Origin of the sequence: Streptomyces sp. NPDC048416, from assembly GCF_043200435.1 — a bacterium.
Lineage (GTDB): Bacteria > Actinomycetota > Actinomycetes > Streptomycetales > Streptomycetaceae > Streptomyces.
This window is the reverse complement of sequence record NZ_JBICXU010000050.1, coordinates 1-26161: the sequence shown is the minus strand read 5'-3', so window position 1 is coordinate 26161 and position 26161 is coordinate 1. Positions and strand designations below refer to the sequence as shown.

The window sequence follows — 26161 nt, the reverse complement described above, 5'->3', positions numbered from 1 at the left end:
AAGGGACGGCGCCCCTGGACAACGGACCGGTCCCGGACTTTGAAGTCCATCGCATCCCCTGGGCTGGGGTGTTGCGACGACTCCTAGAGCCCAAGCTCGGGGTGCGGGCCCTCGTGCGTGCCGGGGCCGGGTTCCGTCAGCGGATGTCCACGACCAGGCGGTAAGGGCCGCGGGCGGGTTCCTTCCGCAGCTTGTCGCGCAGTTCGATGTCTTCGGCCGTCAGCTGCTGCGGGCCGCTGGTGAGGGGCACACCGCCGACCCGTTCGCCGAGCGGGACCGGCCGCACGTGGTGGTGCGGCACCGTGACGACGGTGAAGGCCGTCGCTCCCACGATCAGCGCGGTGAACGCGATCGCGGCCCGGGTCCAGAACCGGCGCCGCCGCTCGCTCCCGGTGCGTACGACCGGCGCCGACGGCAGCGCGGTGACGCAGGAGGGCGGCCCGGCGAGCGCGAGATCGGTGATGCGGTCGCGCAGCACCGACGAGAGGGCCTGCGGGTTCTTGGCGCCGGCCGCGGCGGGCACCCGGTCCACGAGGGCGGACCGCGCGTGAAGCACGCGGCTCGCGGCGGCCGGTGTGCTTGCCTGCGTCTCGGCCGCCGTCTCCGGCAGGTCGAGGCCGAGCCCGTCATAGAGCAGTACCGTGCGCCGGTACACGGGCGGCAGTTCGAGCAGCGCGTCGAGCAGGGCCCGGCGTTCGGACTCGACCGGCGGCCGGTCGGGGTGCTTGTGGGTGCGCCGGAAGCGGTGCCAGGGGGCCATCGCGTACTCGTACGCCGCTGTCCGCACCCAGCCCGCCGGATCCCGGTCGGTGGCCACCTCGGGCCAGTTCTCCCAGGCCAGATGGAAGGCGCGCTGCACCGACTCCCTCGCGAGCCGGGTGCGCCCGGTGAGCAGATAGGCCTGCTGGGCGAGCGCGGGCGCGGTGGCGGCGTACAGCGCGTCGAACGCCTCGGCCGGGGTGAGCCCTTCGCGGACGGCCGGCTGCGGTGCGCTGTGCTGCACGGGGTCGGGCTCGGGGTGCGGGGCGGGCCGCGGCGCGTCGGGAGCGTCGGGAGCGGGCGAGGTGAGCGTCGCGGGCCCGGCGCCGGACCGGGGCGCGCCGCCCGCCCGGGGTTTGCCCGCCGGGGCGTCGGCCTGCTGACCGCCCTCCCGTGGCCGCTGCCGCTCCGGAAGAACGCCTACGCCGCCCCTCGTCAGTGCCCCCGCATCGCTCAGCGTGCCCGACTTGAGCGCTTCCCTCGCGGGTTCGGGCACGGTGAAGGCGGTGGGGGCGGCGGGGCCTGTGGGGCTGGTGGGGCCGGTGGGGGCAGCCTCGGAGTGGGGGGCGGGCGCGGGGTGGTCGGCGCGCGGATGCGGCGACGCGGAGGGCTTTGCGGTCCGTCCCCCGGGCCTCGACGGCTGGGGGGAGGCTCCGTCGGCGGCCGGCTTGGGCCGGGTGTGCACCACGTGCGGCTTCGCGGGCGGCTTGGCCGAACTCGCCGTCTGGACGCGGGCCGGGGCGCCCTGGCGACCCGTCTTCGGCTCGCCGCCGCCCTCGCCGTCGCCGTCGCCGGGGCGGTCGGTCGGCGGTTCGTCGTCCACGGCGGGGCGGTCGGTCAGTGGTTCGTTGCGTTCGCCGGGGCGGGCGGTCGGCTGTTTCTTCCCTTTGGCGGGGCGAGTGGTCAGCGGTTCATCGTCTTCGCGGGGACGGTCCGTCGGCGGTTCGTTGCCTTCGGCGGGACGGCCCGTCAGCGCTCCGTCGCCTTCGCCGGGGCGGTCGTTCTTCGGGCCGCGGACGGCCGCCCGGGGGTGGTCCGTCCTGGGGCTGCTGCCGTCGGCGGAACGGTTCGTCTTGGGGCTGCTGCTACCGTCGGCGGAACGGTTCGTCTTGAGCCCACTGCCCTCGCGGGGGAGGCCCGTCTTGGACCTGCTGCCGTCGGCGGAACGTTCCGTCCATTCCGTCCTGGGGCCGCCGCCCGCGCCAGGACGGTCTCCGGCTGCCGCCTTCGCCTCCGCCTCGAAGGTGGCGAGCAGCCGCGCGTAGATGGCGCGCCTGCGCCCGCGCGGCGCCGTACGCCCGGTCTCCCAGGAGCGCACGGTCGCCGGGGTGACGCCGACGGCCGCGGCGACCTGCGCCTCGCTCAGCGACTTCGCCTCGCGCAGACGGCGCCGTTCCTTGGGGGTGGGCAAGGGGGACATGGCATCGGTTTCACCGGTACCGGCCGTGCTCTGTGTCATGAAGGGCTCCCAGGACTCTTCGCGAAGGCCGTGTCGGCTCGTGCACCCGGGACGAGGCGGCTGGAAATGACCCGGATGAAAAGTACATAACCGTATATTGGGCGACACATCGGTCATTCGCCTATTACGCGGAGAAAGCGCGTGTCGTTGGCAGCATGGCCGCGTGACCCAAGTGACCGATCGCAGCCTTCCGTTGCTTTCCGCCCCGGCGCGCTCCTCCGTGCTCGCCACCTGTTTTCTGCGCGGCGCGATCGCGGCGGGGCTCGGGCTCGGCGCCCTCGCCGTGCTCGTGATGGTGCTGTGGATCAGCTCTCCGTACCCGGACAGCGGACCCGGCGGCGCCCTGCGCACGGCGGCCTCGCTCTGGCTGCTCGCCCATGGAGCCCAGCTGGTCAGACCCGAGACGCTGACCGGCACACCCGCCCCGGTCGGGATCGTTCCGCTGCTTCTGACGGCGCTGCCCGTCTGGCTCGCCCACCGCACCGCGCGCGATGCGCTGATGCCGGGCGACGACGAGACGTACGGAGCCGAGCACACCGCGCAGCTGCCCTCCGGGTGGGCCGTGTTCGGAGGTGTGACCTGCGGCTATCTGGTGATCGCGAGCGCCACCGTGCTGTACGCGTCCGCCGGCCCGCTCCCCGCCGACCCGCTCGGCGCCGCGCTGCACCTGCCGCTCACGGTGGTGCTCGCGACCGCCGCCGGAGTCTGGACCGGGCACGGCCGCCCGCTCGGGCCGCTGCCCGGCCGGGTTCCGGCGCGCGTGCGCACTGCCCTTCTGGACGTCCGTACGAGCGCCGCGGCACGCGCCGCGGGGGCCGGAGTCGCGACCCTGTGCGGTGGCGGGGCGCTGCTCGCGGCGGCCGGACTCGCCTGGCACATCGGCGTGGCCGAGGACGCGTTCCTGCGGCTCGCCGAGGACTGGTCGGGACGGTTCGCGGTCCTGCTGCTCGCCCTCGCCCTGGTGCCGAACGCCGCGGTGTGGGGCGCGGCGTACGGGCTGGGGCCCGGCTTCGCCGCCGGTACGGGGACGGTGGCGAGCCCGCTCGGCGTGACGGGCACCCCGGTGCTTCCGCACTTCCCGCTGCTCGCGGCGGTGCCGTCGGGCGGCCACGGCACGTGGTGGAACTGGGCGGCGGCCGGGGTGCCGCTCGCGGCCGGTCTCGTCCTGGCCCGGTTCACCGCGCGGGCGGCCGTGGCCGAGGGGTGGGGGCGCAGGGAGACCGCGCGGAACGCCCTGTACGGCGCGGTCCTGTGCGGCTGCGCCCTAGCCGCACTCGCCGTCCTCGCGGGCGGGCCGCTGGGCAGCGGGGCCCTCGCCTCGCTCGGCCCGGTCTGGTGGCGTGCCGGGGGCGCGGCCCTGCTGTGGACGGCGTTCGTGGGGGTGCCCGGCGCGGTGCTTCTGCGGGCCTGGCGGACCCGACGGGTCTCGGCGCGGGTTTCGGCGCGGGATTCGGCGGAGCCGAAGCCGCCGCAGGCGTCCCTGGGGGCGGCGCCGCGGGCCCGGATCGCCGGGGTGTTCTCGTGGCGGCCATGGCGCGATGCGACGGGCCGGCCGTCGTCGGATGCGGCGGCGGGGGCCGACCGGGACGACTACGAGCCGTACGACTTCCTGCCGGTGGGCGACGGCGGCCTGTGGCACGAGGACGGGGCTCGGGAGGCCCGCTGGGCGGCGCTCAAGGAGGCGTCGGGCGGCCTGATGGCGGACATTCCCCCGCGCGGCAGCGTCCCTGCGCCCGAAAACGTCCTTGCGCCCGAAAACGTCCCCCCGCCCCCAAACGCCTCCCCGACCGGGATGCTGCCCCCGGCAGGAGGCGTCGAGCCCCCGCCGCCCCCGCCCGGCGCCCCGGAACCCGAGCCGCACGAGGAGGAACCGACGGCGCGACCCTCCGGGGACTAGCTGACCGGGCGGCTAGGTGACCGGGCGATCCGACAGCCGGCGCCAGGCCGGTACCGCGCCGGGGTGCGCCCTCGACCTCGCCCGGTACTTCGCCCGAGCTCTACTCCTTCACACCGAACAGCGGGACCAGCTTCTCCGGCAGGAGGTCGTTGCAGGAGAGCTGGCCCGTCTTGGTCAGGGCGTCGTCCACGCAGCTGTAGTAGTCGCGGTACACGATCTGCATCGTGAAGCTCGACGCCACCACCATCAGCGCGAGAACAGCCGTGACAAGGCCGGTCACCGCCGCCGTCACCTGCTGCTTGCCCGGCGCGGGCCGGGGCGTGGCCCCAGGGACGGGCCGGGGAGCGTGCTGGGGTGCGGACGGAGCGGCGGCGAAGGCACCCGCACCGGCACCCGTACCCGCCCCGGGACCCGCACCAGTACCCCCACCGGCACCCACTCCCACACCGGCACCCGCACCGGACCCGGCGGCCGGCTCCTGCGCCGGCTTCGGCTTCGGCTTCGCGCGCAGGGCGCTGATCGCCCAGTACAGACCGAGCGCCCCCAGCAGCAGCGCGATCTCCGGCATGTCGAACAGGGCGAAGAAGAACGCCCACATGCCGGACAGCAGGGCGTAGCGGGCCCGGCGCTGCGCCGGGTCCGTGGGGTCCCAGCGCAGTCCCGGCGCGGGCGGCGGGTTCTTGCCGGGGCCGCCCTCGGGCCGCTCCGGGCGCTGCCCGAACCCGCCGGGCGCGCGGCCGGGCTGCTGGTTGCTCCACTGGCTGCCCCAGGGCGAGCCCTGGCCGCCCTGGTGGCCGCCGTCACCCGGCGTCGGATGGCGCGGCCGCCACGGCTGGTCGGGCCGGCCCTCGGGCGGCGGGGCGAAGGGGTTGTCGTCGGCGGGGTCCGCTCCGCTGCCGTTCCCCGTGCCCTGCGGGCCCGAGTCCTCCGGGTCCGTCGAATGCGGGGAGCCGGGGGAGGAGGACTGGCGGGCTGCGAACAGCTGGTGGCGTCGGTCCGGCATCTGGTGAACGTCTTCCCCTCGGACCCGCTACCGGCCGGTCGGGCCAGGGAGGGTCACATCTCGCATGTAAGTGAAACAAGTACGTCGATGACGTCAGGCACGTCAGCAGGCCGACGTCACGTAAGTCGAACACGTGAGGAGCCCGGTCTCGTTCCCGGTCCCGTTCCCGGTCCCGTGCCCGGCGTCGTTCCCGGTCCCGTTTCCGGTTCGCTTCCGGGTCCGTTCCCGGTCCCCTGCACGTGAGACAGGTCTCGTCCCACGGCGTCCTCCCAGACGCTACCTGGCGGTCCGGCCCCCGTCCCGTGGGGGCCGTCCGGTGTGCCGGTATCGTTGCTGACGGTCGGCGCTTTCGTAGAGTTCCCCGTATCGAGGGGCACGATTCGTTCGTACGACCATACAAAGACGTACGACCGCGAGAAAGAGCCCCGCTGTGGCCTCCCCGCCCCCCTCCGCGTCCGCCTCTCCTGACGAAATCCTGCCCGAAAAGGCGCGTCCCGCCCGGCTTGTCGTGCTCGTGTCCGGGTCCGGTACGAATTTGCAGGCCCTGCTCGACGCCATCGCCGCCGATCCCGACGGGTACGGCGCCGAGATCGTGGCCGTAGGCGCCGACCGGGACGCCATCGTCGGCCTTGAGCGCGCCGAGCGGGCCGGGATCCCGACCTTCGTGTGCCGGGTCAAGGACCACGGTTCGCGCGCGCAGTGGGACGCGGCGCTGGCCGCCGCCGCCGGGGCGTACGCACCCGACCTGATCGTCTCGGCCGGGTTCATGAAGATCGTGGGCAGGGAATTCCTCGCCCGGTTCGGCGGGCGTGTGGTCAACACCCACCCCGCGCTGCTGCCCAGTTTTCCCGGAGCCCACGGCGTTCGCGACGCTCTCGCGTATGGCGCCAGGGTCACCGGGTGCACCGTCCACTTCGTCGACGACGGCGTCGACACCGGCCCGATCATCGCCCAGGGCGTGGTCGAGATCCGGGACGAGGACGATGAAACCGCTCTGCACGAGCGGATCAAGGAAGTCGAGCGCGCGCTGCTCGTCGATGTCGTGGGGCGCTTGGCCCGTAACGGCTACCGCATTGAGGGACGAAAGGTTCAGATCGGTGAACTCGGTTAACACGGACACCGTCAAGCCCATCCGGCGGGCGCTGGTCAGCGTCTACGACAAGACGGGTCTGGAGGAGCTGGCGCAGGGCCTGCACGCCGCCGGCGTCGAGCTGGTGTCCACCGGGTCGACCGCCGCGAAGATCGCCGCCGCAGGGGTGCCCGTCACCAAGGTCGAAGAGCTCACCGGGTTCCCCGAGTGTCTTGACGGCCGGGTCAAGACCCTGCACCCCAAGGTGCACGCCGGCATCCTCGCCGACCTGCGCCTCGACGCGCACCGGGCGCAGCTCGACGAGCTCGGGGTGCGCCCCTTCGAGCTGGTCGTGGTCAACCTGTACCCGTTCAAGGAGACCGTCGCCTCCGGCGCGAGCCCCGACGCGTGCGTGGAGCAGATCGACATCGGCGGCCCCTCGATGGTCCGCGCCGCCGCCAAGAACCACCCGTCGGTGGCCGTGGTCACCAGCCCGGCGCGCTACGCGGCCGTGCTCGATGCCGTCAAGAACGGCGGCTTCGACCTGACCGCCCGCAAGCGCCTGGCCGCCGAGGCGTTCCAGCACACGGCCGCCTACGACGTGGCCGTCGCCTCCTGGATGACCAATGTGTACGCGCCCGAGGAGACCGGGGGGAACGCGGCCCCGCTGCCCGAGTTCATCGGCGCCACCTGGGAGCGCAAGTCGACGCTGCGCTACGGCGAGAACCCGCACCAGGCCGCGGCCCTCTACATGGACGGTCAGCCCGGCGGGCTCGCCAACGCCGAGCAGCTGCACGGCAAGGAGATGTCCTTCAACAACTATGTGGACACCGAGGCCGCGCGGCGCGCCGCCTATGACCACGAGGACCCCTGCGTCGCCATCATCAAGCACGCCAACCCGTGCGGCATCGCCGTCGACGCCGACCTCGCCGCCGCGCACCGCAAGGCGCACGAGTGCGACCCGCTGTCCGCGTTCGGCGGCGTCATCGCCGTCAACCGGCCGGTGACGGTGGCGATGGCCGAGCAGGTCGCCGAGATCTTCACCGAGGTCATCGCGGCCCCGGGCTACGAGGACGGCGCGGTCGAGGTGCTGGCCCGCAAGAAGAACATCCGGGTGCTCAAGGTGGACGGCGCCCCGCACCAGCCCGGCGACCTCAAGGCGGTCTCCGGCGGCGCGGTGCTCCAGCAGACCGACGTCTTCCAGGCCGAGGGCGACGACCCCGCGAACTGGACGCTGGCGAGCGGTGAGGCGCTGAGCGAGGCCGAGTTGAAGGAACTCGCCTTCGCCTGGATCGCCTGCCGCGCCGTCAAGTCCAACGCGATCCTGCTCGCCAAGGACGGCGCCTCGGTCGGCGTGGGCATGGGTCAGGTCAACCGGGTCGACTCCGCGAAGCTCGCGGTGGAGCGGGCCGGAAAGGAGCGCGCGCGGGGCTCGTACGCCGCGTCCGACGCGTTCTTCCCGTTCCCCGACGGCTTCGAGATCCTGGCGGACGCCGGGGTCAAGGCCGTGGTCCAGCCCGGCGGTTCGGTCCGTGACGAACTGGTCGTCGAGGCGGCGAAGAAGGCCGGCGTGACGATGTACTTCACCGGCACCCGGCACTTCTTCCACTGAGTTCCGGTGAGCCCGGGTGAGCTCGGGAACACGAAGGGCCGCGCCCCGTACGGGATGCGGCCCTCGTGGTCAGCGTCCGGAACCTGGCGGTCCCGGGCTCACCGGCTCAGTAGCGCGGGCGCTTGAACCACTGGGCGCCGCTGTCCTTGCCGACGAACACGGCGATCAGGACGGCCAGTACGGTGTGGATCAGCCCGACCACGACGAACGGGTAGATGCCGAGCACCGCGGTCACGATGGCGAAAACCATCGTCGTGACGCGGAGTCCGTTGGCGCCCTTGCCGAACTTCACGGCGAGCACGATGGCGAAAACGAGCCAGGCCACCGCGAAGGCGGCGATGGCGTACAGCGCGCCGCTGGAGTAGTCGGCCAGCTGCTGGAACTGGACGTCGTCCTTCAGCTGGGCGTCGTTCTTGGCGGCGCTCACGCTGGCGGCCGCTATCAGCATCAGGACGACGCCGATGACCTGAAGGCCTGCGATGACCCACAGCATCACGCGGGCCGCGGAGACGGTTCCGGGCATGGTCTGCGGGCCCATGGGGGCACCGCCGTACTGCTGCTGCTGCGGGTACCCGTAGCCCTGCTGCGGCGCCTGCTGGCCCTGCGGGTAGCCGTAGCCGGGCTGGCCGCCCGGCTGCTGGCCGTACGGGTTGGCGCCCTGCTGGGGCTGCTGCCCGTAGGGGTTGTTCGGGTCGCCGAAGCTCATGACGGGCTTTCCTCCGTTGGTTGTGCGGGGACGACGCGGCCCGAGCGGAGGGATGGCTGTTCTGAGCGGATCGCCCCCCGGCACTGCCCGCGGCACTGCGCGGATCATCGTTCTAAATAAGACATAAGTTTGTCCAGCCGGATGCTGGATGTGTTGTGCAAGTGCAACTTGGGCGATCACGTGTCGCCCTGAAAGAATGGGAAACATGACCGCCCAGATTCTCGATGGCAAGGCCACCGCCGCAGCGATCAAGTCCGAACTGGCCGTCCGCGTGGCGGCCCTGAAGGAGCGGGGCATCACTCCCGGTCTGGGGACCGTGCTCGTCGGGGAGGACCCCGGCAGCCAGAAGTACGTCGCGGGCAAGCACCGCGACTGCGCCCAGGTCGGCATCGCCTCCATCCAGCGCGAGCTGCCCGCGACCGCGACGCAGGACGAGATCGAGGCGGTGGTGCGGGAGCTCAACGACAACCCCGAGTGCACCGGCTACATCGTCCAGCTGCCGCTGCCCAAGGGCATCGACGAGAACCGTGTCCTGGCCCTGATGGACCCGGCGAAGGACGCCGACGGGCTGCACCCGACGAGCCTGGGCCGTCTCGTCCTCAACGAGCCGGGCCCGCTGCCCTGCACCCCGTACGGCATCATCCGGCTGCTCCGCCAACACGGTGTGGAGATCAACGGCGCCGAGGTCGTCGTCGTCGGACGCGGCGTCACCATCGGGCGCTCCATGCCGCTGCTGCTGACCCGCCGCTCCGAGAACGCGACGGTCACCCAGTGCCACACCGGCACCCGCGACCTGTCGAAGCACCTGAAGCAGGCCGACATCATCATCGCGGCGGCCGGTGTTCCCCACCTCATCAAGCCGGAGGACGTGAAGCCCGGCGCGGCCGTGCTCGACGTCGGCGTCAGCCGGGACGAGACCGGCAAGATCGTCGGCGATGTGCACCCCGGCGTCGCCGAGGTCGCGGCCTGGCTCTCGCCGAACCCGGGCGGTGTGGGCCCGATGACCCGCGCGCAACTGCTCGTCAACGTTGTCGAAGCGGCCGAGCTCGCCGCCGCGGGCTGACACGAAAGGGCCTGACCCCATGGGTGCTGCTACGAGTCACGAGCCGTCCAAGGACGCGGAGTCCGCGCCCGCGAAGGGCGGCCCCGGCGCGCGCTTTCGTGCCCGCGGTTCGCGGCGGCCCCCGTCCGTCACCCGGGACACGGCGCGCCCCGAGGGCGGCGGTCGCGCCGCCGGCGGCGACGCGCCGGCCCCCGCCCGCCAGTGGCCGCTGCTGTGTGTGCTCGTCGCGGTCGGCCTCGGGCTCCTCATGGTGGCGGTCGAACCGTTCGGTGCGGCCTTCCGGGTCGGGCTCGTCATCATCGGCGCCGCTCTCGTGGCGGGCGCCGCGCTGCGCTGGGCGCTGCCGTCGGTCGGCATGCTCGCCGTCAGGTCCCGCTTCACCGACATCTCCACGTACGGAGTGCTGGGCGTCGCCATCGTGCTGCTCGCCCTGATGGCCCAGCCCCGCCCGTGGCTGAACGTGCCGTTCCTTGAGGACGCCGTCCACTTCACCGTGCGCTGAGGCCGGGCGTCCTTGAGGCCGCGCGTCCTTGGGGGGCGACGTCCACCTCGCCGTGCGCTGAGGCCGCGCGACGGCGGGCGGCCCGCACTCTCCCCCGGGTGAGTGCGGGCCGCCGTGCTGGATGGTGCTCAGCAGCTGGACGACGAGCTGATGCGCACCTTGTCGACGACCCAGGAGTTGAAGGCCGTCGTTACGCCGGGGCTCGTGCAGTAGGTCTTGCCGTTGGTGAAGTGCGTGTACACGACGTCGTCGTGGCGCGTGTTCACCATGCTGGTGGCGCCCTTGCTGCTCCCCAGGTTCTGCCAGCCACTGGTGACGTCCTTGAACGAACCCGTCTTCGTGGCGCCCTTGTAGAAGCAGACGTAAGGGTAGGAACAGCCCGCTGCGGCGGACCGCGGGGCGGCCGAGGCCGTCGGGGCGAAGGCCAGGCCGGTGCCGACTGCCACGACGGCGGCGGACAGGGCGAGGCGCTTGCGTATGTTCATCGGGTCGGTTTCCTTCCCGCTCACGGGCCGGGTCCCCCCGTTGGGTCCCCCGGTGTGGCCCGTGGAGCGCGTTCGCGCGGTGCCGGTGGTCCTGCGGCGCCGCGGTGCTGCTGGACCAAGAAGCTACGGGCGTACGGGTGTTGGGGTCGTCCCGCACCGGGTTGAACTCCCGCCACGACCAGGGCAGTAGGCCCCCCGCATCTCCAACTGGCGCGGTACAACGGTTGGTTGACGCCGCCCTGCGCGGCCGGGGTTACGCTGCGCCGATGCGCATCCGCCCCCAGCTCACCGACGCCGCCATCGCGGTGGCCCTGACCTGCGCCGCGCTGGTCGTCGGCCGGGAGTCGGGGCAGCAGGGCTGGCGGCCCCTCGACGGCTGGGGATACGCGCTGGTGGTGCTCGGAGAACTGCCGCTCGCGGTACGGGTCAGAGCGCCGCTGGCCGTGCTCCTCTGGACGCACCTGGTGTTCGCGGTCTTCGTCGCGGGCGGCTACTGGCCCGTGGTGGACACCTTCGGTCCGATGCTCTCCCTCTACACGGTCGCCTCCGTCGAGCGTCTGCGCACCGCGGTGGCGTGCGCGGTGCTGATGGCCGGCTGCTGGTGCTACGCGGGGGCGGCCGCGCCCGGCCGGGGCTCCATGGCCTCCGTCGTCGTGCAGGGCCTGGTCTTCCCGCTGGTGCTCATCCGGTTCGGCGCGATCGCCCGCCGCTCCACCGAACTCGCCCGGCGGCTGCGCCAGGAACAGGCGGACCGCGCCCGGCGCGAGGTCGTCGCGGAACGCGGGCGGATCGCACGCGAACTGCACGACGTGGTGGCGCACCACATGTCGGTGATCTCCGTACAGGCCGGGCTCGCCGGGTTCGTCTTCGAGTCCGACCCGTCCACCGCGCGCGCCGCGCTCTCCACCATCTCCGGCACCAGCGCCGAAGGCCTTGAGGAACTGCGCCGGATGCTCCAGGTGCTGCGCGAGAGCGGGGACGAGGCGCCGGGCGCCCCGATGCCGGGGCTCGACCGCGTGGCGGAGCTGGTCGAACGGATCCGGGCCGCCGGTGTGCACGTCACCCTGCGCACCCTCGGCGCCGCGCGCCCGCTGCCGCCCGGCGTCGAGCTGTGCGCCTACCGCGTGGTGCAGGAGGCGCTCACCAACGTACTCAAACACGCCCAAGGCGCCCGGACCGAGGTACAACTCCTCTACAAACACCACCAGTTGGTGGTTTCCGTCATCAACGGCGCCGAGCGTGACGGAGGGCAGGAGGTGATTCAGGACAGAGTGCGGGCCGGGGGCGGCCACGGCTTGATTGGCATGCGGGAGCGGGCCAAGCTCTACGGCGGGTCGGTCAGCGTCGGCCCGCGGAGCGGAGGCGGGTTCGCCGTGAACCTGACCCTGCCGACCTCCGCAGGGGTGGCTCCGGGGGAAGAAGACGCATCGGGATGACCAGGGTGCTCGTCGTCGACGACCAGTTCCTCATCCGAGCCGGACTGGTCGGGCTGCTGAGGGCCGCCCCCGGGATCGAGGTGGTGGGGGAGGCCGGTGACGGCGCCGAAGCGGTGCGCCAGGCGGCCGCGACCCGCCCCGATGTGATCCTCATGGACATCCGGATGCCGGGCATGACCGGCATCGAGGCCACCGAGCGCATCCTGGCCGAGGCCACCGACCCGGCGCCGCGCGTCCTCGTCCTGACCACGTTCGACCTCGACGAGTACGTGTACCGCGCGCTGCGCGCCGGAGCCTGCGGATTTCTGCTCAAGGACTCGGGGCCGGAGCGGCTGCTGGCCGCGGTCGCCGCGGTCGGCGGCGGCGACGGGCTCTTCGCGCCCAGCGTCACCCGCCGCCTCGTCGAGGCCTTCGCCCGCAGGCCCCAAGCGGGACCGACGGCCGCACTCGACGCCCTCACCACCCGCGAGACCGAGGTGCTGCGGCTGACCGGGTGCGGCATGTCCAACCAGGACATCGCCGACCGGCTCTTCATCAGCGAGGCCACGGTCAAGACCCACCTCAACCGCGCCATGAGCAAACTGGACCTGGACAGCAGGGCCCAGGCCGTGGTCGTGGCGTACGAGAGCGGTCTTGTCACCCCCGGAGGCACCCGCCCCTGAACGCCCGCCGCTCCCTGCGCCCCTTTTCGCGCGCCGCTGCGCACCACCCCCGGAACTGCCATCCTGAATCCGTGCGTGCCGGGCGCGCCGGGGGAAGCGATGACCGGGCGTCGACTGAGTGTCGACTGAGCGACGACTATGGGGGGAAGCCATGCCTCGCTGGAAGGCGCTGCCGGACGAACTCGACCCGCAGGTACGGGAGTTCGCGGGCCATCTGCGCAGGCTGGTGGACCGCAGCGGGCTCGGCGTCGCGGCGCTCGCCGACCGTACCGGGTACAGCAGGACGTCGTGGGAGCGGTATCTGAGCGGCCGGCTGCTCGCCCCGAAATCCGCGGTCCTCGCGCTCGCCGAGGCCACCGGCGCGAACCCGGTCCAGCTCGCCGCCATGTGGGAGCCGGCCGAGCGGGCATGGAGCCGTTCCGAGCAACGACACGACCGCACCGGGCAAGGCTTGCGGGCCGACCGGGCGCGCGCCACGCCCGGCGAGCCCGCCCCGGCCGCCCGGCCCGGTGGGGCGCGCACCCCGTCGGCCTCCCCGGGACTCGCGGGGCGACCGCGGCCGGGGCGACCGCGGCAGCCGGGGCAACCGCGGCGGACCCCGGAGTCCCCGTCGTCGTCGCCGTCGCCGTCGCCGAATGCCGCGCCCGCGCGGCTGGGGCATTCGGCCCACCGCGTCCTGCTGTTCCTGGCCGGGGTCGTCGGCGCGCTGCTCGTCATCACCGCGGCCGTCCTCCTGACCGACATCGGCGGCGGCGACCACAAGCCGCGGGCCGCACCGACGCCCCTGCGCTCGACGGCCCCGGCGGCCCCGACGCCCCAGCGTTCCGCCGCCCCGGTGGCCGTGCTGCCCGCCGGGGTGAAGTGTGCGGGCGCCTCGTGCACCGGCAAGGACCCCGAACTGATGCGCTGCACCGACCAGTTGGCACGGACGGTGGGCAGTGCCAAGGTCGGCGTCACGGTGGTCGAGGTGCGCTACAGCAGGACGTGCGGCGCGGCCTGGGCCCGGCTCAGGCAGGCGGCCCCCGGCGACCGGGTGCGGATCGCCGCGGGCGCCGCGGCCCGGGAGGCGCTGGTGTCCGACGCCCACCGCGACACGTACACGACGATGCTCGCCGTCGACGGGCCCGCGGCCGCGCGAGCATGCGCCACGCTCAAGAACGGAACGAGCGGCTGTGCGGCCGGAACGGCCACAATCGGCCGATGATCGATCAGCGTGAGGCGTCCCACAGGGCGGCGGGGGTGTAGAACTCCCCGGGTCGGATAGCCTGACCGCTGGACATCTCTTCACGTCAAGATTCAGACGGTCGCACGTCAGGTTGCCGGCGTTTACGGGGTGCCCGGAAGCCAGGGGCAACCCCCCACCACCTGCTGTTTCTTACGGAGATCGCCATGACCCGCACTCCCGTGAATGTCACCGTCACCGGCGCGGCCGGCCAGATCGGCTACGCGCTGCTCTTCCGCATCGCCTCCGGTCACCTGCTCGGCCCGGACGTGCCGGTCAACCTGCGCCTCCTGGAGATCACCCCGGCCCTGAAGGCCGCCGAGGGCACCGCCATGGAGCTCGACGACTGCGCCTTCCCGCTGCTGCGCGGCATCGAGATCACCGACGACGCCAATGTCGCCTTCGACGGCGCCAACGTGGCCCTGCTCGTCGGCGCCCGCCCCCGTACCAAGGGCATGGAGCGCGGCGACCTGCTCTCCGCCAACGGCGGCATCTTCAAGCCGCAGGGCAAGGCCATCAACGACAACGCCGCGGACGACATCAAGGTCCTCGTCGTCGGCAACCCGGCCAACACCAACGCGCTCATCGCGCAGGCCTCCGCCCCGGACGTGCCGGCCGAGCGCTTCACCGCGATGACCCGCCTCGACCACAACCGGGCGATCTCGCAGCTGGCGAAGAAGACCGGCACCACGGTCTCCGACATCAAGCGCCTGACCATCTGGGGCAACCACTCGGCGACCCAGTACCCGGACATCTTCCACGCGGAGATCGCCGGCAAGAACGCCGCCGAGGTCGTCAATGACGAGCAGTGGCTGGCCGACGAGTTCATCCCGACCGTCGCCAAGCGCGGCGCGGCGATCATCGAGGCCCGTGGCGCGTCCTCGGCCGCCTCGGCCGCCAACGCCGCCATCGACCACGTGCACACCTGGGTCAACGGCACCGCCGAGGGCGACTGGACCTCGATGGGCATCCCGTCGGACGGCTCCTACGGCGTCCCCGAGGGCATCATCTCCTCCTTCCCGGTCACGGTGAAGGACGGCCAGTACTCGATCGTCCAGGGCCTGGACATCAACGAGTTCTCCCGCAAGCGCATCGACGCCTCCGTCAAGGAGCTCACTGAGGAGCGCGACGCGGTCCGCGAGCTCGGCCTCATCTGAGCCCAGCGGCACGCCCGTTGAGACACCCGTGACGAAGCCCCGGCAGCCACTGCCGGGGCTTCGCCCGTTCTCGGCCGGGCCCCGCGAGCCGGCACCCACCAGACACCCCCTAGTCGCGCACGGCGTCCCGCGTCAGCTGTACGGCGGCGAGCAGGCTGAGCTCCGGCCTCGCCCGGCGCAGCGCCTTGATGGCGTACACCGAATCGTCGTCCGGCCCGGTGTATCCCACCGACGCCCGCTGTTCGCGCGTCCAGCGCCCCAGCAGCTCGCGGTCGGGCCGGGCCGCCGCCCGCTCGGCGATCCGCAACGCCGCCTCAAGGCCCGGTCGTTCCGCCTCCCCCGCGCCCGCCAGCGCCTCCCGCAGCTCCCGCGTGATGTCGTCCCCGTCGCGCAGCGCCAGGACTGAGAGTTCCCTGCGGCCAAACATGCGCCCACCCCGATCGTTGTGTTGGTGCGTTGTGTTCCTGCTCATCAATGTAGTACTTCTTATACATGAGTGAGCAGGTGCACAACAGGCTGGCGATGGTGCGTGCCGAACGCAAGGTGTCGCGGCAGAGCCTGGCCGAGGCGGTGGGTGCCCACTACCAGACCATCGGCTACATCGAGCGCGGGCAGTACAACCCGAGTCTCGACCTGGCGCTGAAGATCGCGGAGTACTTCGGGCTCCCGGTGGAGGCGCTGTTCTCCCTGACGCCGTTCCGCCCGCTCACCGACGAGGCCTACGGGAGGAACCAGTGAGCGACGCGCGACTGACGCGCTACGACCGGTGGATGTACACGACCATGAACCGCCGCGTGGGGGCGCGGTTGTACGCGACCGAGGGGCGAAGGCGGGTCCTGGTCGGCGTCCACGCCGTGCTGACCGGCGCTTTCGTGACCGCCTGGTTCGCCGCGATCGCCGACGGCTCGAAGGCCGGGGTCTGGGCGATGGCCGCCCTGCTGCTGCCGTGGTGCACCGCCACCGGCGCCATCAACGCCGCCACGCGCGGCCTCCTCGAACTGCGCCGCCGGGCCCTGGACGAACGTCAGCGCGGGGAGCGCAGTGAGGTCCTGGCGCGCGCCCACCGCATCACCACCGCGCTGCTGCTCGCCACCGTCGTGGCGGTCGGCGGGTACGGACTCGGCGGCGGGGACCTGACGGCGCTGACCCTGCCGGTGCTGCTCGGCGCCCTGGTCACGCACTGGCTGATGCCGATGTGGGTGGCGGGCCTGCGGGTCAGGGACGAGCCGGCCGAGGAGTAGGGGGGGCGGGCGATAACGGGGAGCCGTTCCAGGCGGGGACGCGGAAGGGCGGCGCCCCGGCGCTCAGGCCGAGGTGCCGCCTGCGTATGGTGGTCCGGCGTTCGGGCCGGGGAGCCGCCTGCGTATGGTGTTCTGGCGTTCGGGCCGGGGCGCCGCCCGCGTACGTGCTCCGGTTACAGCTCGCGCACCTCGCGGGCGATGTCCCGCAGCGCGTGCGTCGCGCGCTTGTGCAGTCCGGGGCCGAACGTGACGCGCCCCGCGCCCAGTTCGCCCAGGCGGCGCGGCGACGGCGCGTCGGGCAGGGCCGCCATGTTGACCGGCACCGGCACGGCCGCGGCGATCTCGGGCAGGTGCTCGGGCGGCGCGGCGAACGGATAGACGCCGTCCGCGCCCGCCGCCACGTACGCCCGTGCCCGCGCGATGGCCGCGGCCGGCTCGGGCACGCCGCGCAGGTAGGTGTCGACGCGGGCGTTGATGAAGATCCGCTCGCCCGCCTCGGCCCGTACCTCGGCCAGCCAGTCGGCGTGCCGGTCCATGTCCTTCAGGACCCGGTCGGCGGAGTCCTCCAGGTTGCAGCCGACCGCGCCCGTCTCCAGGAGCCGGTCCACCAGCTCCTTGGGGGCGAGCCCGTATCCGCCCTCGATGTCCGCCGACACCGGGATCGAGACGGACCGGACGATCCGGGCGACGGCGGCGAACATCTCGTCCGCCGGGGTCGACCCGTCCTCGTACCCCAGCGACGCCGAGACCCCCGCGCTCGGCGTGGCCAGGGCCGGGAAACCGGCCTCCTCGAAGACCCGGGCGCTGGCCGCGTCCCAGGGGCCCGGCAGGATCAGTGGATCGCCGGCGGCGCGGCCCTGGTGCAGGGCGCGGAAGGCGGCGACGTGGGTCAGCTGTGCCATGCGGTCTCTCCTGGTGCCGTGCGGCGGGTCACCATCAGGCGGTTCCAGCTGTTGATGACGGTGATCGCCGCGATCAGATGGGCGAGTTCGGCTTCGGTGAAGTGTTCGGCTGCGCTCTCGTACACGGCGTCCGGCACGAAGCCCGGGCGGGACTGTGCCCGCGAGGTGGCGCCAGTGAGGACGGTGACCGCCTCGGTGAGGGCTAGGGCGGCCCGCTCGCGTGCCGTGAAGAGGTCGCCCGTCTCCTCCCACGCGCCGATGAGAGCGAGCCGTTCCTCGGACTCGCCGCCCTTGCGGGCGACGCCGACGTGCATGTCGAGGCAGTAGGCGCAGTGGTTGAGCTGCGACGCGCGGATCATCACCAGTTCGGCGAGCACCGGGTCGCCCAGGCCCCGCTTGGCGGCGGCGGAGAGGCCGGCCAGGCTCCGGTAGACCCGCTCGGGAACCTGGAACTCCCGTGCCTGCGCGCTCACTTGTACATGCCGGGCTTGTAGTGGCCCGCCGTGGCGCGGGCGGTCACGCCGAAGCGGTTCCAGGCGTTGATCATGGTGATGGTGGAGACGAGGTGCGCCAGCTCGGTCTCGTCGAAGTGCCGCGCCGCGCTCTCGTACACCTCGTCCGGAACGAAGCCGTCGGTGAGGACGGTGATCGCCTCGGCCAGCGCGAGCGCCGCGAGCTCCTTCGCGGTGTAGAAGTGCGCGGACTCCTCCCAGGCGCTGAGCTGCATGATCCGCTCCACCGACTCGCCCGCCGCCAGCGCGTCCTTGGTGTGCATGTCCAGGCAGAAGGCGCAGTGGTTGAGCTGCGAGGCGCGGATCTTGACCAGCTCGGCGATCACCGGATCGAGGCCCTGCTCGGCGGCGGCGGTCAGCTTGATCATGGCCTTGTAGACCTCGGGGGCCGCCTTGGCCCACTGGAGGCGCGCAGGCTGCTCGGGTGCGTAAGCGGTGGTGCGGTTCGTGCTCATGGATTCGACCGTACGCGGCACGTGGCACACCGGTATGGTCCATTTCCATGGTGAAATCCTGGGCCACTTCTCCGGAGACCCTCGGCGTCGACCTGCACATCGAGGTGGGCGGCGCGGGCCTGCGCTCGGGCCTCATGGACGCGCTGCGCGAAGCCGTGCGCGGCGGACGGCTCGCGCCCGGCACCCGGCTGCCCTCCTCGCGCACCCTCGCCGCCGACCTCGGCATCGCCCGCAACACCGTCGCCGACGCCTACGCCGAGCTGGTCGCCGAGGGCTGGCTCACCGCGCGCCAGGGCTCCGGCACACGGGTGGCCCAGCGGGCGCAGGCCCGGCAGGACCGCAGCCACGCCCCCCGCCTGCCCACCCGCCGCAAGCCCACCTACAGCCTGATGGCGGGCTCGCCCGACCTCGCCTCCTTTCCGCGCGCCGACTGGCTCAAGGCGGCCCGCCACGCGATCACCGAGGCGCCGCACGAGGCGTTCGGGCTGGGCGATCCGCGCGGCCGGGTCGAGCTGCGCACGGCGCTCGCCGACTATCTGGCCCGGGCCCGCGGTGTGTACGCCTCGCCGGACCGCATCGTGGTGTGCGCGGGATTCCTGCACGGCCTGATGCTGATGGCCACGGTCCTGCGGGCCCGGCGGGTGCGGGAGGTGGCGGTCGAGTCGTACGGTCTCGACTTCCACCGGAAGGTGCTGACCGGGGCGGGGCTGCGCACACCCCCGCTCTCCCTGGACGAACGGGGCACCCGCACCGAGGAGTTGGGGGAGCTGAAGGGGGCGGGAGCGGTGCTCATGACCCCCGCGCACCAGTTCCCCGTCGGGCTGCCGCTGCCGCCGGACCGGCGCGCGGCCGCTGTCGACTGGGCCCGCACCACCGGCGGCCTGATCGTGGAGGACGACTACGACGGGGAGTTCCGCTACGACCGCCAGCCGGTCGGCGCGCTCCAGGGACTGGACCCCGAGCACGTCGTCTACATCGGCACCGCGAGCAAGTCCCTGGCGCCCGGCCTGCGGCTCGGCTGGATGGTGCTGCCCGAACACCTCGTCGACGAGGTGGGCCGGGCGAAGGCGGGGGACTGGGCGTGCGGCGCGCTCGATCAGCTGACCCTGGCGCAGTTCATCCGGTCGGGCGCCTACGACCGTCATGTGCGCGGCATGCGGCTGCGTTACCGGCGCCGCCGCGACCAGCTGGTGGCCGCGCTGGCCGAGCGGGTGCCGCAGGTGCGGGTCAGCGGCATCGCCGCCGGGCTGCACGCGCTGGTCGAGCTCCCGCCCGGCACCGAGCGCTCCGTCGTCCAGGGCGCCGCCTGGCAGGGCCTCGCCCTGGAAGGCCTCGCTCACTTCCGCAACCCCCAACTCCCGCCGGGCCGCGACGCGTTGGTAGTCGGTTACGGCACGCCGCCCGACTCGGGGTGGGCGGGCACGCTGGCGGTCCTGTTGCAGGTTCTGTCTGTGGTGGAGGCGTGAAGGACCCCGCTCGGTCGCATCCGAACGGGGTTCCTTCGCACGCGAGTTATGAGCAGGAGCTGGGTTGCCCGGTCTGTAAGGCGCGCTTTGGCAGCCCGGCGGCGCCAAGCGGGCGCGAGCGCTGGTGCAGTCGGCCTTGATCGGTTTCCGGGTTACGGGGGGCCGGGGGAAGGCGGGGGACCGGGCGTGCGGTGCGCTCGATCAGCTGACCCTGGCGCAGTTCACCCGGTCGGGCGCCTACGACCCACGCGCTGAGCGGGCCCGCTCGACGCGCTGTGCAGGGCGCTGCCATGAAAGCCCGACCCGACCCGGCGCCGGCCTACCGGGACGTCGGTGCCGGGGAATCCTGGGGCGTAGGCCCGGTGCCGGACTCCGGGGCCTCGCCGAAGCGGGCCAGGGCCAGCGCGCCCGCCACCGCGACGGCGAAACCGGTGACGGTCAACCAGCCGAGCCCCGCGCGGGTGTGGTCGCCGAGCCAGGCGACGCCGACCAGGGCCGGGCCGATGGTCTCGCCGATGACCATGCCCGCCGTCGCGGTGGTGACCGAGCCGCGCGACAGGGCGGAGGTGAGCAGCAGGAACGCGGCGCCGCCGCCGAGCAGCAGGGCGTAGAGGGCCGGGTTGGTCAGGTCGAAGGGGTCGTCGATGAACCGGACCGCCACCTCGACCACGCCGAATCCGCAGCCCGCCCCGAGCCCCAGCACCAGGGCCCGCCCACGTCCCGTCAAGCGGCCACCGAGCCCTCCGGCGGCCAGCACCGCGGCGGCCACCCCGAGCAGCCACCAGCGCAGGGAGGCGGGGCCCGCGTCGTCCCCCTCGGCGCCGGACGACAGGCCGAGCAGGGCGAGCCCCGCGCAGACCACGCCGACCGCCGCCCACTCCGTACCGGAGAGCCTGACCTTCAGGACGGGGGCCGCGACCACCGCCGTCACCGCGAGCGAGGCCGCTAGCGCCGCGCCCACCGCGTAGATCGGCACCGAGCGCAGGGCGATCACCTGGAAGACGAAGCCGAGCCCGTCCAGCGCGAGGCCCGCCACGTAGCGCCACTGGCGCACGGCACGCAGCAGCAGCGCCGCATCGACACCGGAACCGGCGCCCGCCCCCGTGCCGGGCTCGGCGGCACGCGTCGCGGCGGCCTGGAGGACGGTGGCCGTACCGAAGCAGAGCGCGGACGCCAGCGCGCAGATCATCCCGAGGAACACAGGGGGACTGTAGCCGCAGGCCCGGCGGGGAAGGTGAACAAGCCCGGGGGCGGCCCGTCGGCGGCCGGGAACTAGGGTGTGGCCGGAACGCGTCCCACAGCAGAGTCCTCGGCAGGGACAGGACAAACGGGGGAGGTCGGACGATGCGCAGGTTCAGGTCCACGACGGTGGTGCTCGGCGGCATGGGAATGCTCGCCGCGACGCTCACCGCGTGCAGCGACGAGCCGGACAAGCGGTGCGTCAACCCGGTCACGTACAAGGAACTGCCGAAGTACGAGTGCAAGAGCGGCGGCAGCGGCCAGTACTACTACGGCGGGTCGAGCCGCGGCGGCAAGGTCTCCGGCGGCTCCTTCGACAAGTCAGGGGTCTCGCGCGGCGGATTCGGCCACGACGGCTCAAACGGCGGCTGAACGGCACCAGGGACATGGAACGGCATCACATACAACCGCGCCCCGACTGGCAGCGGACCGTCGAGGAACAGGGCGTGATCTACCCGCTCACCCGCTACCCCGACGACTCGCTGCGCCCCTACTGGGACGAGAGCGCGTACTACTCCTTCACCCTGCCCGAGGTCGAGGCGCTGGAGGACACCGTCGAGGAACTGCACACCATGTGTCTGGCGGCGGCCGCCCACATCGTGGCGAAGGGACGCTTCGCGGACCTCGGCATCATGGACGGGCGCCTCGCCGACCTGGTCGCCGAATCGTGGCGCAGACGAGCCGAACTCCCCTCCCTCTACGGCCGGTTCGACCTGCGGTACGACGGCTCGGGCCCCGCCAAGCTGCTGGAGTACAACGCCGACACCCCCACCTCGCTCGTCGAGGCGGCGAGCGCGCAGTGGTTCTGGATGGAGGACCGCTTCCCCGGCGCCGACCAGTGGAACTCGCTGCACGAACGCCTCGTCGCGGCCTGGAAGCGCCAGGCGCGGCTGCTGCCGCCGGGGCCCGTGCACTTCGCCCACTCCGACGGCGACGAGCTCGGCGAAGACCTCATGACGGTCGCCTATCTGCGCGAGACCGCCGAGCAGGCCGGCCTCGACACGGAGGCGCTGTCCGTCGAGTCGATCGGCTGGGACAGCATCACGGGCCGTTTCGTCGACGACCGGCTCCGCTTCATCCGGGCCTGTTTCAAGCTGTACCCGTGGGAGTGGCTGGCGTCGGACGCGTTCGGCCCGCAGGTCCTCGACACGCTCGACAACGGCGGCGGCACCGGGACCACATGCTGGATCGAGCCCGCGTGGAAGATGCTGCTCTCCAACAAGGCGCTCCTCGCGGTGCTGTGGGAGCTGTACCCCGGCCACCCCCACCTGCTCCCCGCCTACCTGGACGGGCCGCGCGAGCTCGCCACCGGGCGGGGGTACGTGGCGAAGCCGCTGCTCGGCCGCGAGGGGGCGGGTGTCACCCTGCACCCGCCCGGCTCCGGACCGGCCCCGCGCCCCGAAGAGCCGTGCTGCTACCAGGAGTTGGCGCCGCTGCCGGACTTCGACGGCAACCACGTGGTGCTGGGGGCGTGGGTCGTGGAGGACGAGGCGGCGGGGCTCGGCATCCGGGAGTCCGCGGGGCTCGTCACGGACGAGTACGCGAGGTTCGTGCCGCATCTGATCAGGTGAGGGCCGCGGGCGCGTACCGCCCGCCCCCGCGCCACAGGTGCCTCACGCCCGTGCGGCGCGGCACAGGCGCGTCACGCCCGTGCGGCGCGGCACAGGCGCGTCACGCCCGTGCGGCGCGCCACACGCGCCTCACGCCCGTGCGGCAGGTGCGGCACGGGTGCGGGCGCGGGGGTCTCTCGGCCCGGCACCCGGCCGGCCATGCGCCCCCTTCGTGCCTCCTCTGCCCCGCCGTGATGCCTCACCCGGGGCCGTGGTGAGGGTGTGAACGGGCGGCGCGGGAGGCGGTGCGCCGCTACCATGTCCAGCCGGCGGCGCCCTGGAACACCCCTTCCGCCCATGCGGGTCGGGGCATGCGGCGTACGCCCGTCGTTGCGGGGGAGCAGGACATGACGCAGGCCCAGGTGCCGCGGCAGGCACAACCGGACGGGCAGCGGCCCGGCGGGCTCCCGCCGGTGCATCCGTCACTCAGCGAGGCGACCCGTCTGATGGCCGCCGGCACCTACCTCGATGCCGAGTACCGCGACGCCGTCATCGACGAGCTGTACGTCCACGAGGAGCGGATCGTCGCGCCCTCGCTCGGCTTCGACGCGGCCCGTGTGCTCGCGCACGCGCTGCGCGCCCGGACCCTCGAACTCGCCTGGTCGCTCGGCATCCTGGCGCTCTGGGTGATCAGCGTGGTCCTCGTCCACTACGCCATGGTCGTGTTCGTGACGGCGTCCCTGCTGATCGGCGGGGCCCGGCTCCTTCGCGGAACGGCCCGGACCGCGCCCTGGTACCGCACCGTGCCCGCGTTCCTCGCGCGCTGGTGGGGCCGCGTCATGCTGGCCTGGTTCGCCGTCGCCGAGACGATGGCCCTGTTCGGCGGCCACGACTCGGCGTCGCACACCTACCCTTCCGGTTACGGGAGTTACGCAGATGCGTACGGGGACTCCGGCGGGAGCCTGTCGGACGCCGGCCCGCTGTCCATCGCGGGCCCCGCCCGGCTCGTCGGCGGCGGCGCCTTCGTCGAAACGGGCCGCGGCTACGCCTGGGGAGTACTCGCCTGCTTCGCGGTGCTCGCGGTCGCCGTCCTCCTGCGCACCCTCCAGACCTGCCGGATCATGGCGGGCGAACTGTCCCCCGAGGGCTTCCAGGACTTCGCCGGTGACCCCGCCCAGAACAACGACAACGGACGGCTCAAGCGGCTCAGCGCCATGATCCGCGCCGAGCAGCACGCCCCGCTCGCGGTCTACCGCGCCGACGCCCCCTTCCGGGGCGCGGGCGCCCCCCTCGACCCCTGGTCGGTCTCCATCCAGTTGCGCCCCCGGAAGTCCCTGGGCGAGCGCAGCCCGGAACACATCACCAACGCCGAGATCCTGCGCATCGTCGAGCCCCTGGTCACCCAGCTCCGTGTCCCCGCGCCGACCGTGCCGGCCCAGGCACTCGCCGTCCGCGACCGGCTGCGCCAGCTGGAGGTCGCCGAGTACGTCTTCCTGCCCGTCGACGGGCTCCCCTCGCGCTCGCAAGCCCCCTACCGCGACGGCGACTTCGAACAGCACCGGGCCGCGGCACTTGAGGAGGGCGGCGAGGCGCGCCGGCACTTCCTGCGGATCCGGGTCGGCGGCTGGGAGGAACACGTCGTCACCACCGTGTTCGTACGCGTCCACACCCAGGGCGGCATGCTGGTCCTGGAGATCGCGCCGCATGTCCTGCCGCCGCTGCGCGAGGACTTCTTCCGCGCCGACCGCACCGCCCACGCGTTCCGCTGCCGCACCCCGCTGGGCAAGGCGGCCTGGGCGCTGCGGCGGACTCCGGGCTCGCTGATGGCCTCCCTGCTCGGCGTCGGCCGGGCGGCCCGTTCCGGCTGGGCCCAGTTCACCGGCGGGTACGGACGGGCGCTGCCCGACGGTCCCGCGTGCTCGGTGCGCGAGCTGGCCGCCGCGCCCGACTCCTCGCTCTTCCAGGCGATGGACTGCCAGCGGTATGTGAAGTCCATCGAGGACCGGGTGACGAGCGGCGTACGCAGCGCCCTGTACGAAGCCGGGTACGACACCGGGCAGTTCGAGCAGAAGATCGTCAACGTCACCCAGGGCGGCGTCATGATCGAGAACGCCCGGGGAGCGATCAGCGTCGGCGACAACAACATCGTCAAGAACGAGGGCTGAGATGACCATGCCGGGTGACGACAGCGCACAGCGGGACGCCGAACGGCGGGAAGCCGACCGACAGGACGCCGACCGACGGGACGCCGCGCAGCGGGAAGCCGACCGACGGGATGCCGCGCGGCGGGACCGGGCGCAGCGGTCCGTGCAGATCAGCGGGGTGACCGGCTCCGTCTCGGTCGGCGACCACAACACGGTGCACAGCACCTATCACGCGGGCGCCGCCGACGACGAGGCGCACCGGCAACTCCTGGAAGCCATCGTCGCGTTCAGGGCCGGGCTCGCACAGCTCGTGGTCAACGACCGCACCCGCGCCCTGGACGGCGAACTCGCCGACACCGAGGACGAGATCCGCACCGCAGGGCGCGCGGAGCCGGGCCGCCTCGCCCGCCTCGGCCGGCTCCTCGCGGGCGCCACCTCCCTCACGAGCCTGCTCGCATCCGGCGAGACGCTGGTCCAGCGCGTCCACGACCTGATCGGAAGGTGAGGCCCCGGTGAGCGGCGGCAAGGGCGAGGTCCGCTGGAACGCGGTGACCCAGAAGTGGGAGACGGTACGGGAGGCTCCGCCGGCCCCCTCGAACCCGTCGCCGCCCCCGGGACCTCCCGGATCCCAGGCGCCCCCGGGACCCCCCGGATCCCAGCCGCCCCCGGGACCCCCCGGGCCCCCGGCGCCGCCGATGAGCCCTGCGCCGCCCCCGCCAGTCCCGCGGACACCCCCGCCCGGGCCCTACTCCGAACCCGTCGGCGGACCCTCCTTCGACCCCCCGCAGCCTCCCGAAACGTCCCGCACGCGACGGGTGCCCGTCGCCGTCGTCGTCGCGATGGTCGTCGTGGCGGTGGCCGCGGCGGGCGGCGGCTATCTGCTGGCCAGGGGCGGCGGCGGGCACAGCGGGGCCGTGGCCACCCCGTCCGTGTCCAGGACGTCGTCCGGAGCCCCGGACCGTACGGGCGACGGCAAGGACAGCCCGTCCCCGACGGCGTCCCCGTCTTCGTCGCCCTCACCGAGCGCCACCGTTCCCGCCGGGTTCCGACTCGCCCAGGATCCCCAGGGGTTCAGGCTGTACGTCCCCCAGGACTGGACCCGTGAGGACCAGGGCGACAAGGGCGTGTTCTACAACTCCGCCGACCACACCCGCCTGATCCAGGTGTATCCGGTCTCCGAGGCGGGTCTGAGCCCGTACGACGCGCTGAAGCAGACCTCGGGCCGGCTCGCGAGCAACAATCCCGGGTACCAGGAGATCAGCCTGGCCGACGACGCGACCGTGCCCGGGATCCAGGGTTCCGTCGCACGCCTGGTGTACGCCTACGACAACCAGGAGCTCCACCACCGGCGCCAGGTGGTGGACTACGCGTTCCTGGCGCCCGGCGGCAAGCACTACGCCGTCCTGTCCGCGGCCCCCGCCGAGGCCTGGCCGGAGCAGGAGGAGACCCTGAAGACCTCGCTCAGTGTCTTCTGCGTGGGCTCCAACTGCCCCTCACCGACGGCTGGTTGACGGGCCTGCCGGGCGCCTTAGGGGGTGTCTGGTGGATCATGGCCGGGGGTGCGGCGCCTGGCACGGCACCTCGCGGCGTTGCCGAAACGCCCCGATAGCTCCGCTATCA

The 26161-nt window shown here is 73.1% G+C and carries 26 protein-coding genes; 17 read left to right on the top strand and 9 right to left on the bottom strand.

The window, feature by feature from the left end; all coding sequences use genetic code 11:
- Window positions 1-136: 136 nt before the first annotated feature.
- Window positions 137-2218, bottom strand: a complete 2082-nt coding sequence (locus tag ACGFW5_RS34145) for a sigma factor-like helix-turn-helix DNA-binding protein (RefSeq protein WP_393838228.1) — start codon at window positions 2216-2218, stop codon at window positions 137-139.
- Window positions 2219-2381: 163 nt separating this feature from the next.
- On the opposite strand from ACGFW5_RS34145, the gene ACGFW5_RS34140 reads away from it, so the two are divergent.
- Window positions 2382-4115, top strand: coding sequence for a DUF6350 family protein (locus tag ACGFW5_RS34140; RefSeq protein WP_393838227.1), 1734 nt, complete (start codon window positions 2382-2384; stop codon window positions 4113-4115).
- Between the two features lie 100 nt (window positions 4116-4215).
- On the opposite strand, the gene ACGFW5_RS34135 is transcribed toward ACGFW5_RS34140, so the two are convergent.
- On the bottom strand, window positions 4216-5118 hold the full coding sequence (locus ACGFW5_RS34135; RefSeq protein ID WP_393838226.1) for a hypothetical protein: 903 nt from the start codon (window positions 5116-5118) through the stop codon (window positions 4216-4218).
- Between the two features lie 475 nt (window positions 5119-5593).
- Here ACGFW5_RS34135 and purN point away from each other — a divergent pair, with 475 nt between their 5' ends.
- Together purN and purH are read left to right on the top strand one after the other, a co-directional pair.
- Window positions 5594-6229, top strand: a complete 636-nt coding sequence (gene purN, locus ACGFW5_RS34130) for a phosphoribosylglycinamide formyltransferase (protein ID WP_393838230.1) — start codon at window positions 5594-5596, stop codon at window positions 6227-6229.
- Entirely contained in the window at window positions 6156-7799 is a 1644-nt protein-coding gene (gene purH, locus ACGFW5_RS34125) for a bifunctional phosphoribosylaminoimidazolecarboxamide formyltransferase/IMP cyclohydrolase (RefSeq protein ID WP_393838225.1), read from the top strand. The genes purN and purH overlap by 74 nt, the downstream gene beginning before the upstream one ends.
- Before the next feature lie 106 nt (window positions 7800-7905).
- On the opposite strand, the gene ACGFW5_RS34120 is transcribed toward purH, so the two are convergent.
- Entirely contained in the window at window positions 7906-8505 is a 600-nt protein-coding gene (locus tag ACGFW5_RS34120; RefSeq protein WP_393838224.1) for a hypothetical protein, read from the bottom strand.
- A gap of 205 nt (window positions 8506-8710) precedes the next feature.
- Between ACGFW5_RS34120 and ACGFW5_RS34115 the strand changes: the two genes are divergently transcribed.
- Both ACGFW5_RS34115 and ACGFW5_RS34110 read left to right on the top strand, forming a co-directional pair.
- Complete coding sequence (locus ACGFW5_RS34115; RefSeq protein WP_393838223.1) at window positions 8711-9568, top strand: bifunctional methylenetetrahydrofolate dehydrogenase/methenyltetrahydrofolate cyclohydrolase; 858 nt, start codon at window positions 8711-8713, stop codon at window positions 9566-9568.
- On the top strand, window positions 9534-10070 hold the full coding sequence (locus tag ACGFW5_RS34110) for a DUF3017 domain-containing protein (protein WP_393838222.1): 537 nt from the start codon (window positions 9534-9536) through the stop codon (window positions 10068-10070). Before ACGFW5_RS34115 ends, ACGFW5_RS34110 begins: the two co-directional genes overlap by 35 nt.
- Before the next feature lie 128 nt (window positions 10071-10198).
- Here ACGFW5_RS34110 and ACGFW5_RS34105 read toward each other — a convergent pair whose 3' ends face one another.
- Window positions 10199-10555, bottom strand: coding sequence for a hypothetical protein (locus ACGFW5_RS34105; protein WP_393838221.1), 357 nt, complete (start codon window positions 10553-10555; stop codon window positions 10199-10201).
- A gap of 266 nt (window positions 10556-10821) precedes the next feature.
- On the opposite strand from ACGFW5_RS34105, the gene ACGFW5_RS34100 reads away from it, so the two are divergent.
- From ACGFW5_RS34100 to ACGFW5_RS34085, 4 genes are all read left to right on the top strand, one after another.
- On the top strand, window positions 10822-11991 hold the full coding sequence (locus tag ACGFW5_RS34100; RefSeq protein ID WP_393838220.1) for a sensor histidine kinase: 1170 nt from the start codon (window positions 10822-10824) through the stop codon (window positions 11989-11991).
- Window positions 11988-12653 carry a response regulator gene (locus ACGFW5_RS34095; RefSeq protein WP_393838219.1) on the top strand — a complete coding sequence of 222 codons (666 nt, stop codon included), beginning with the start codon at window positions 11988-11990 and terminating at the stop codon, window positions 12651-12653. The genes ACGFW5_RS34100 and ACGFW5_RS34095 overlap by 4 nt, the downstream gene beginning before the upstream one ends.
- A gap of 151 nt (window positions 12654-12804) precedes the next feature.
- Window positions 12805-13857, top strand: a complete 1053-nt coding sequence (locus ACGFW5_RS34090) for a DUF2690 domain-containing protein (protein ID WP_393838218.1) — start codon at window positions 12805-12807, stop codon at window positions 13855-13857.
- A 185-nt stretch (window positions 13858-14042) separates the two neighbouring features.
- The gene (locus tag ACGFW5_RS34085) at window positions 14043-15032 is read left to right on the top strand and encodes a malate dehydrogenase (RefSeq protein ID WP_393838217.1); all 990 of its coding nucleotides are present in this window, start codon (window positions 14043-14045) and stop codon (window positions 15030-15032) included.
- A 109-nt stretch (window positions 15033-15141) separates the two neighbouring features.
- Here ACGFW5_RS34085 and ACGFW5_RS34080 read toward each other — a convergent pair whose 3' ends face one another.
- Window positions 15142-15459 (bottom strand): hypothetical protein, encoded by a 318-nt coding sequence (locus tag ACGFW5_RS34080; protein WP_393838216.1) that lies wholly within the window; start codon window positions 15457-15459, stop codon window positions 15142-15144.
- A gap of 65 nt (window positions 15460-15524) precedes the next feature.
- On the opposite strand from ACGFW5_RS34080, the gene ACGFW5_RS34075 reads away from it, so the two are divergent.
- Together ACGFW5_RS34075 and ACGFW5_RS34070 are read left to right on the top strand one after the other, a co-directional pair.
- The gene (locus ACGFW5_RS34075; protein WP_393838215.1) at window positions 15525-15770 is read left to right on the top strand and encodes a helix-turn-helix transcriptional regulator; all 246 of its coding nucleotides are present in this window, start codon (window positions 15525-15527) and stop codon (window positions 15768-15770) included.
- Window positions 15767-16273, top strand: a complete 507-nt coding sequence (locus tag ACGFW5_RS34070) for a hypothetical protein (protein ID WP_393838214.1) — start codon at window positions 15767-15769, stop codon at window positions 16271-16273. Before ACGFW5_RS34075 ends, ACGFW5_RS34070 begins: the two co-directional genes overlap by 4 nt.
- Window positions 16274-16446: 173 nt before the next feature.
- Here ACGFW5_RS34070 and ACGFW5_RS34065 read toward each other — a convergent pair whose 3' ends face one another.
- From ACGFW5_RS34065 to ACGFW5_RS34055, 3 genes are read right to left on the bottom strand one after another with little or no spacing between them, the layout of a single operon-like run.
- Complete coding sequence (locus ACGFW5_RS34065; protein WP_393838213.1) at window positions 16447-17175, bottom strand: isocitrate lyase/phosphoenolpyruvate mutase family protein; 729 nt, start codon at window positions 17173-17175, stop codon at window positions 16447-16449.
- Entirely contained in the window at window positions 17163-17648 is a 486-nt protein-coding gene (locus ACGFW5_RS34060; RefSeq protein WP_393838212.1) for a carboxymuconolactone decarboxylase family protein, read from the bottom strand. The genes ACGFW5_RS34065 and ACGFW5_RS34060 overlap by 13 nt, the downstream gene beginning before the upstream one ends.
- Window positions 17645-18142, bottom strand: coding sequence for a carboxymuconolactone decarboxylase family protein (locus ACGFW5_RS34055; protein WP_393838211.1), 498 nt, complete (start codon window positions 18140-18142; stop codon window positions 17645-17647). The genes ACGFW5_RS34060 and ACGFW5_RS34055 overlap by 4 nt, the downstream gene beginning before the upstream one ends.
- Window positions 18143-18189: 47 nt before the next feature.
- On the opposite strand from ACGFW5_RS34055, the gene ACGFW5_RS34050 reads away from it, so the two are divergent.
- Complete coding sequence (locus ACGFW5_RS34050) at window positions 18190-19608, top strand: PLP-dependent aminotransferase family protein (RefSeq protein ID WP_393838210.1); 1419 nt, start codon at window positions 18190-18192, stop codon at window positions 19606-19608.
- A gap of 319 nt (window positions 19609-19927) precedes the next feature.
- Here the strand turns inward: ACGFW5_RS34050 and ACGFW5_RS34045 are convergent, their stop codons facing one another.
- Window positions 19928-20797: a hypothetical protein gene (locus ACGFW5_RS34045; RefSeq protein WP_393838229.1), complete on the bottom strand. Its 870-nt coding sequence runs from the start codon at window positions 20795-20797 to the stop codon at window positions 19928-19930.
- A 155-nt stretch (window positions 20798-20952) separates the two neighbouring features.
- On the opposite strand from ACGFW5_RS34045, the gene ACGFW5_RS34040 reads away from it, so the two are divergent.
- From ACGFW5_RS34040 to ACGFW5_RS34020, 5 genes are all read left to right on the top strand, one after another.
- On the top strand, window positions 20953-21219 hold the full coding sequence (locus tag ACGFW5_RS34040; RefSeq protein WP_393838209.1) for a hypothetical protein: 267 nt from the start codon (window positions 20953-20955) through the stop codon (window positions 21217-21219).
- A 14-nt stretch (window positions 21220-21233) separates the two neighbouring features.
- Window positions 21234-22418 (top strand): glutathionylspermidine synthase family protein, encoded by a 1185-nt coding sequence (locus ACGFW5_RS34035; protein WP_393838208.1) that lies wholly within the window; start codon window positions 21234-21236, stop codon window positions 22416-22418.
- Window positions 22419-22804: 386 nt separating this feature from the next.
- Window positions 22805-24562 (top strand): hypothetical protein, encoded by a 1758-nt coding sequence (locus tag ACGFW5_RS34030; protein WP_393838207.1) that lies wholly within the window; start codon window positions 22805-22807, stop codon window positions 24560-24562.
- 1 nt (window position 24563) lies between these two features.
- A complete protein-coding gene (locus tag ACGFW5_RS34025) occupies window positions 24564-25046 on the top strand; it encodes a hypothetical protein (protein WP_393838206.1) in 483 nt (160 codons plus the stop codon).
- Between the two features lie 310 nt (window positions 25047-25356).
- Window positions 25357-26052 carry a hypothetical protein gene (locus tag ACGFW5_RS34020; protein WP_393838205.1) on the top strand — a complete coding sequence of 232 codons (696 nt, stop codon included), beginning with the start codon at window positions 25357-25359 and terminating at the stop codon, window positions 26050-26052.
- Window positions 26053-26161 lie beyond the last annotated feature (109 nt).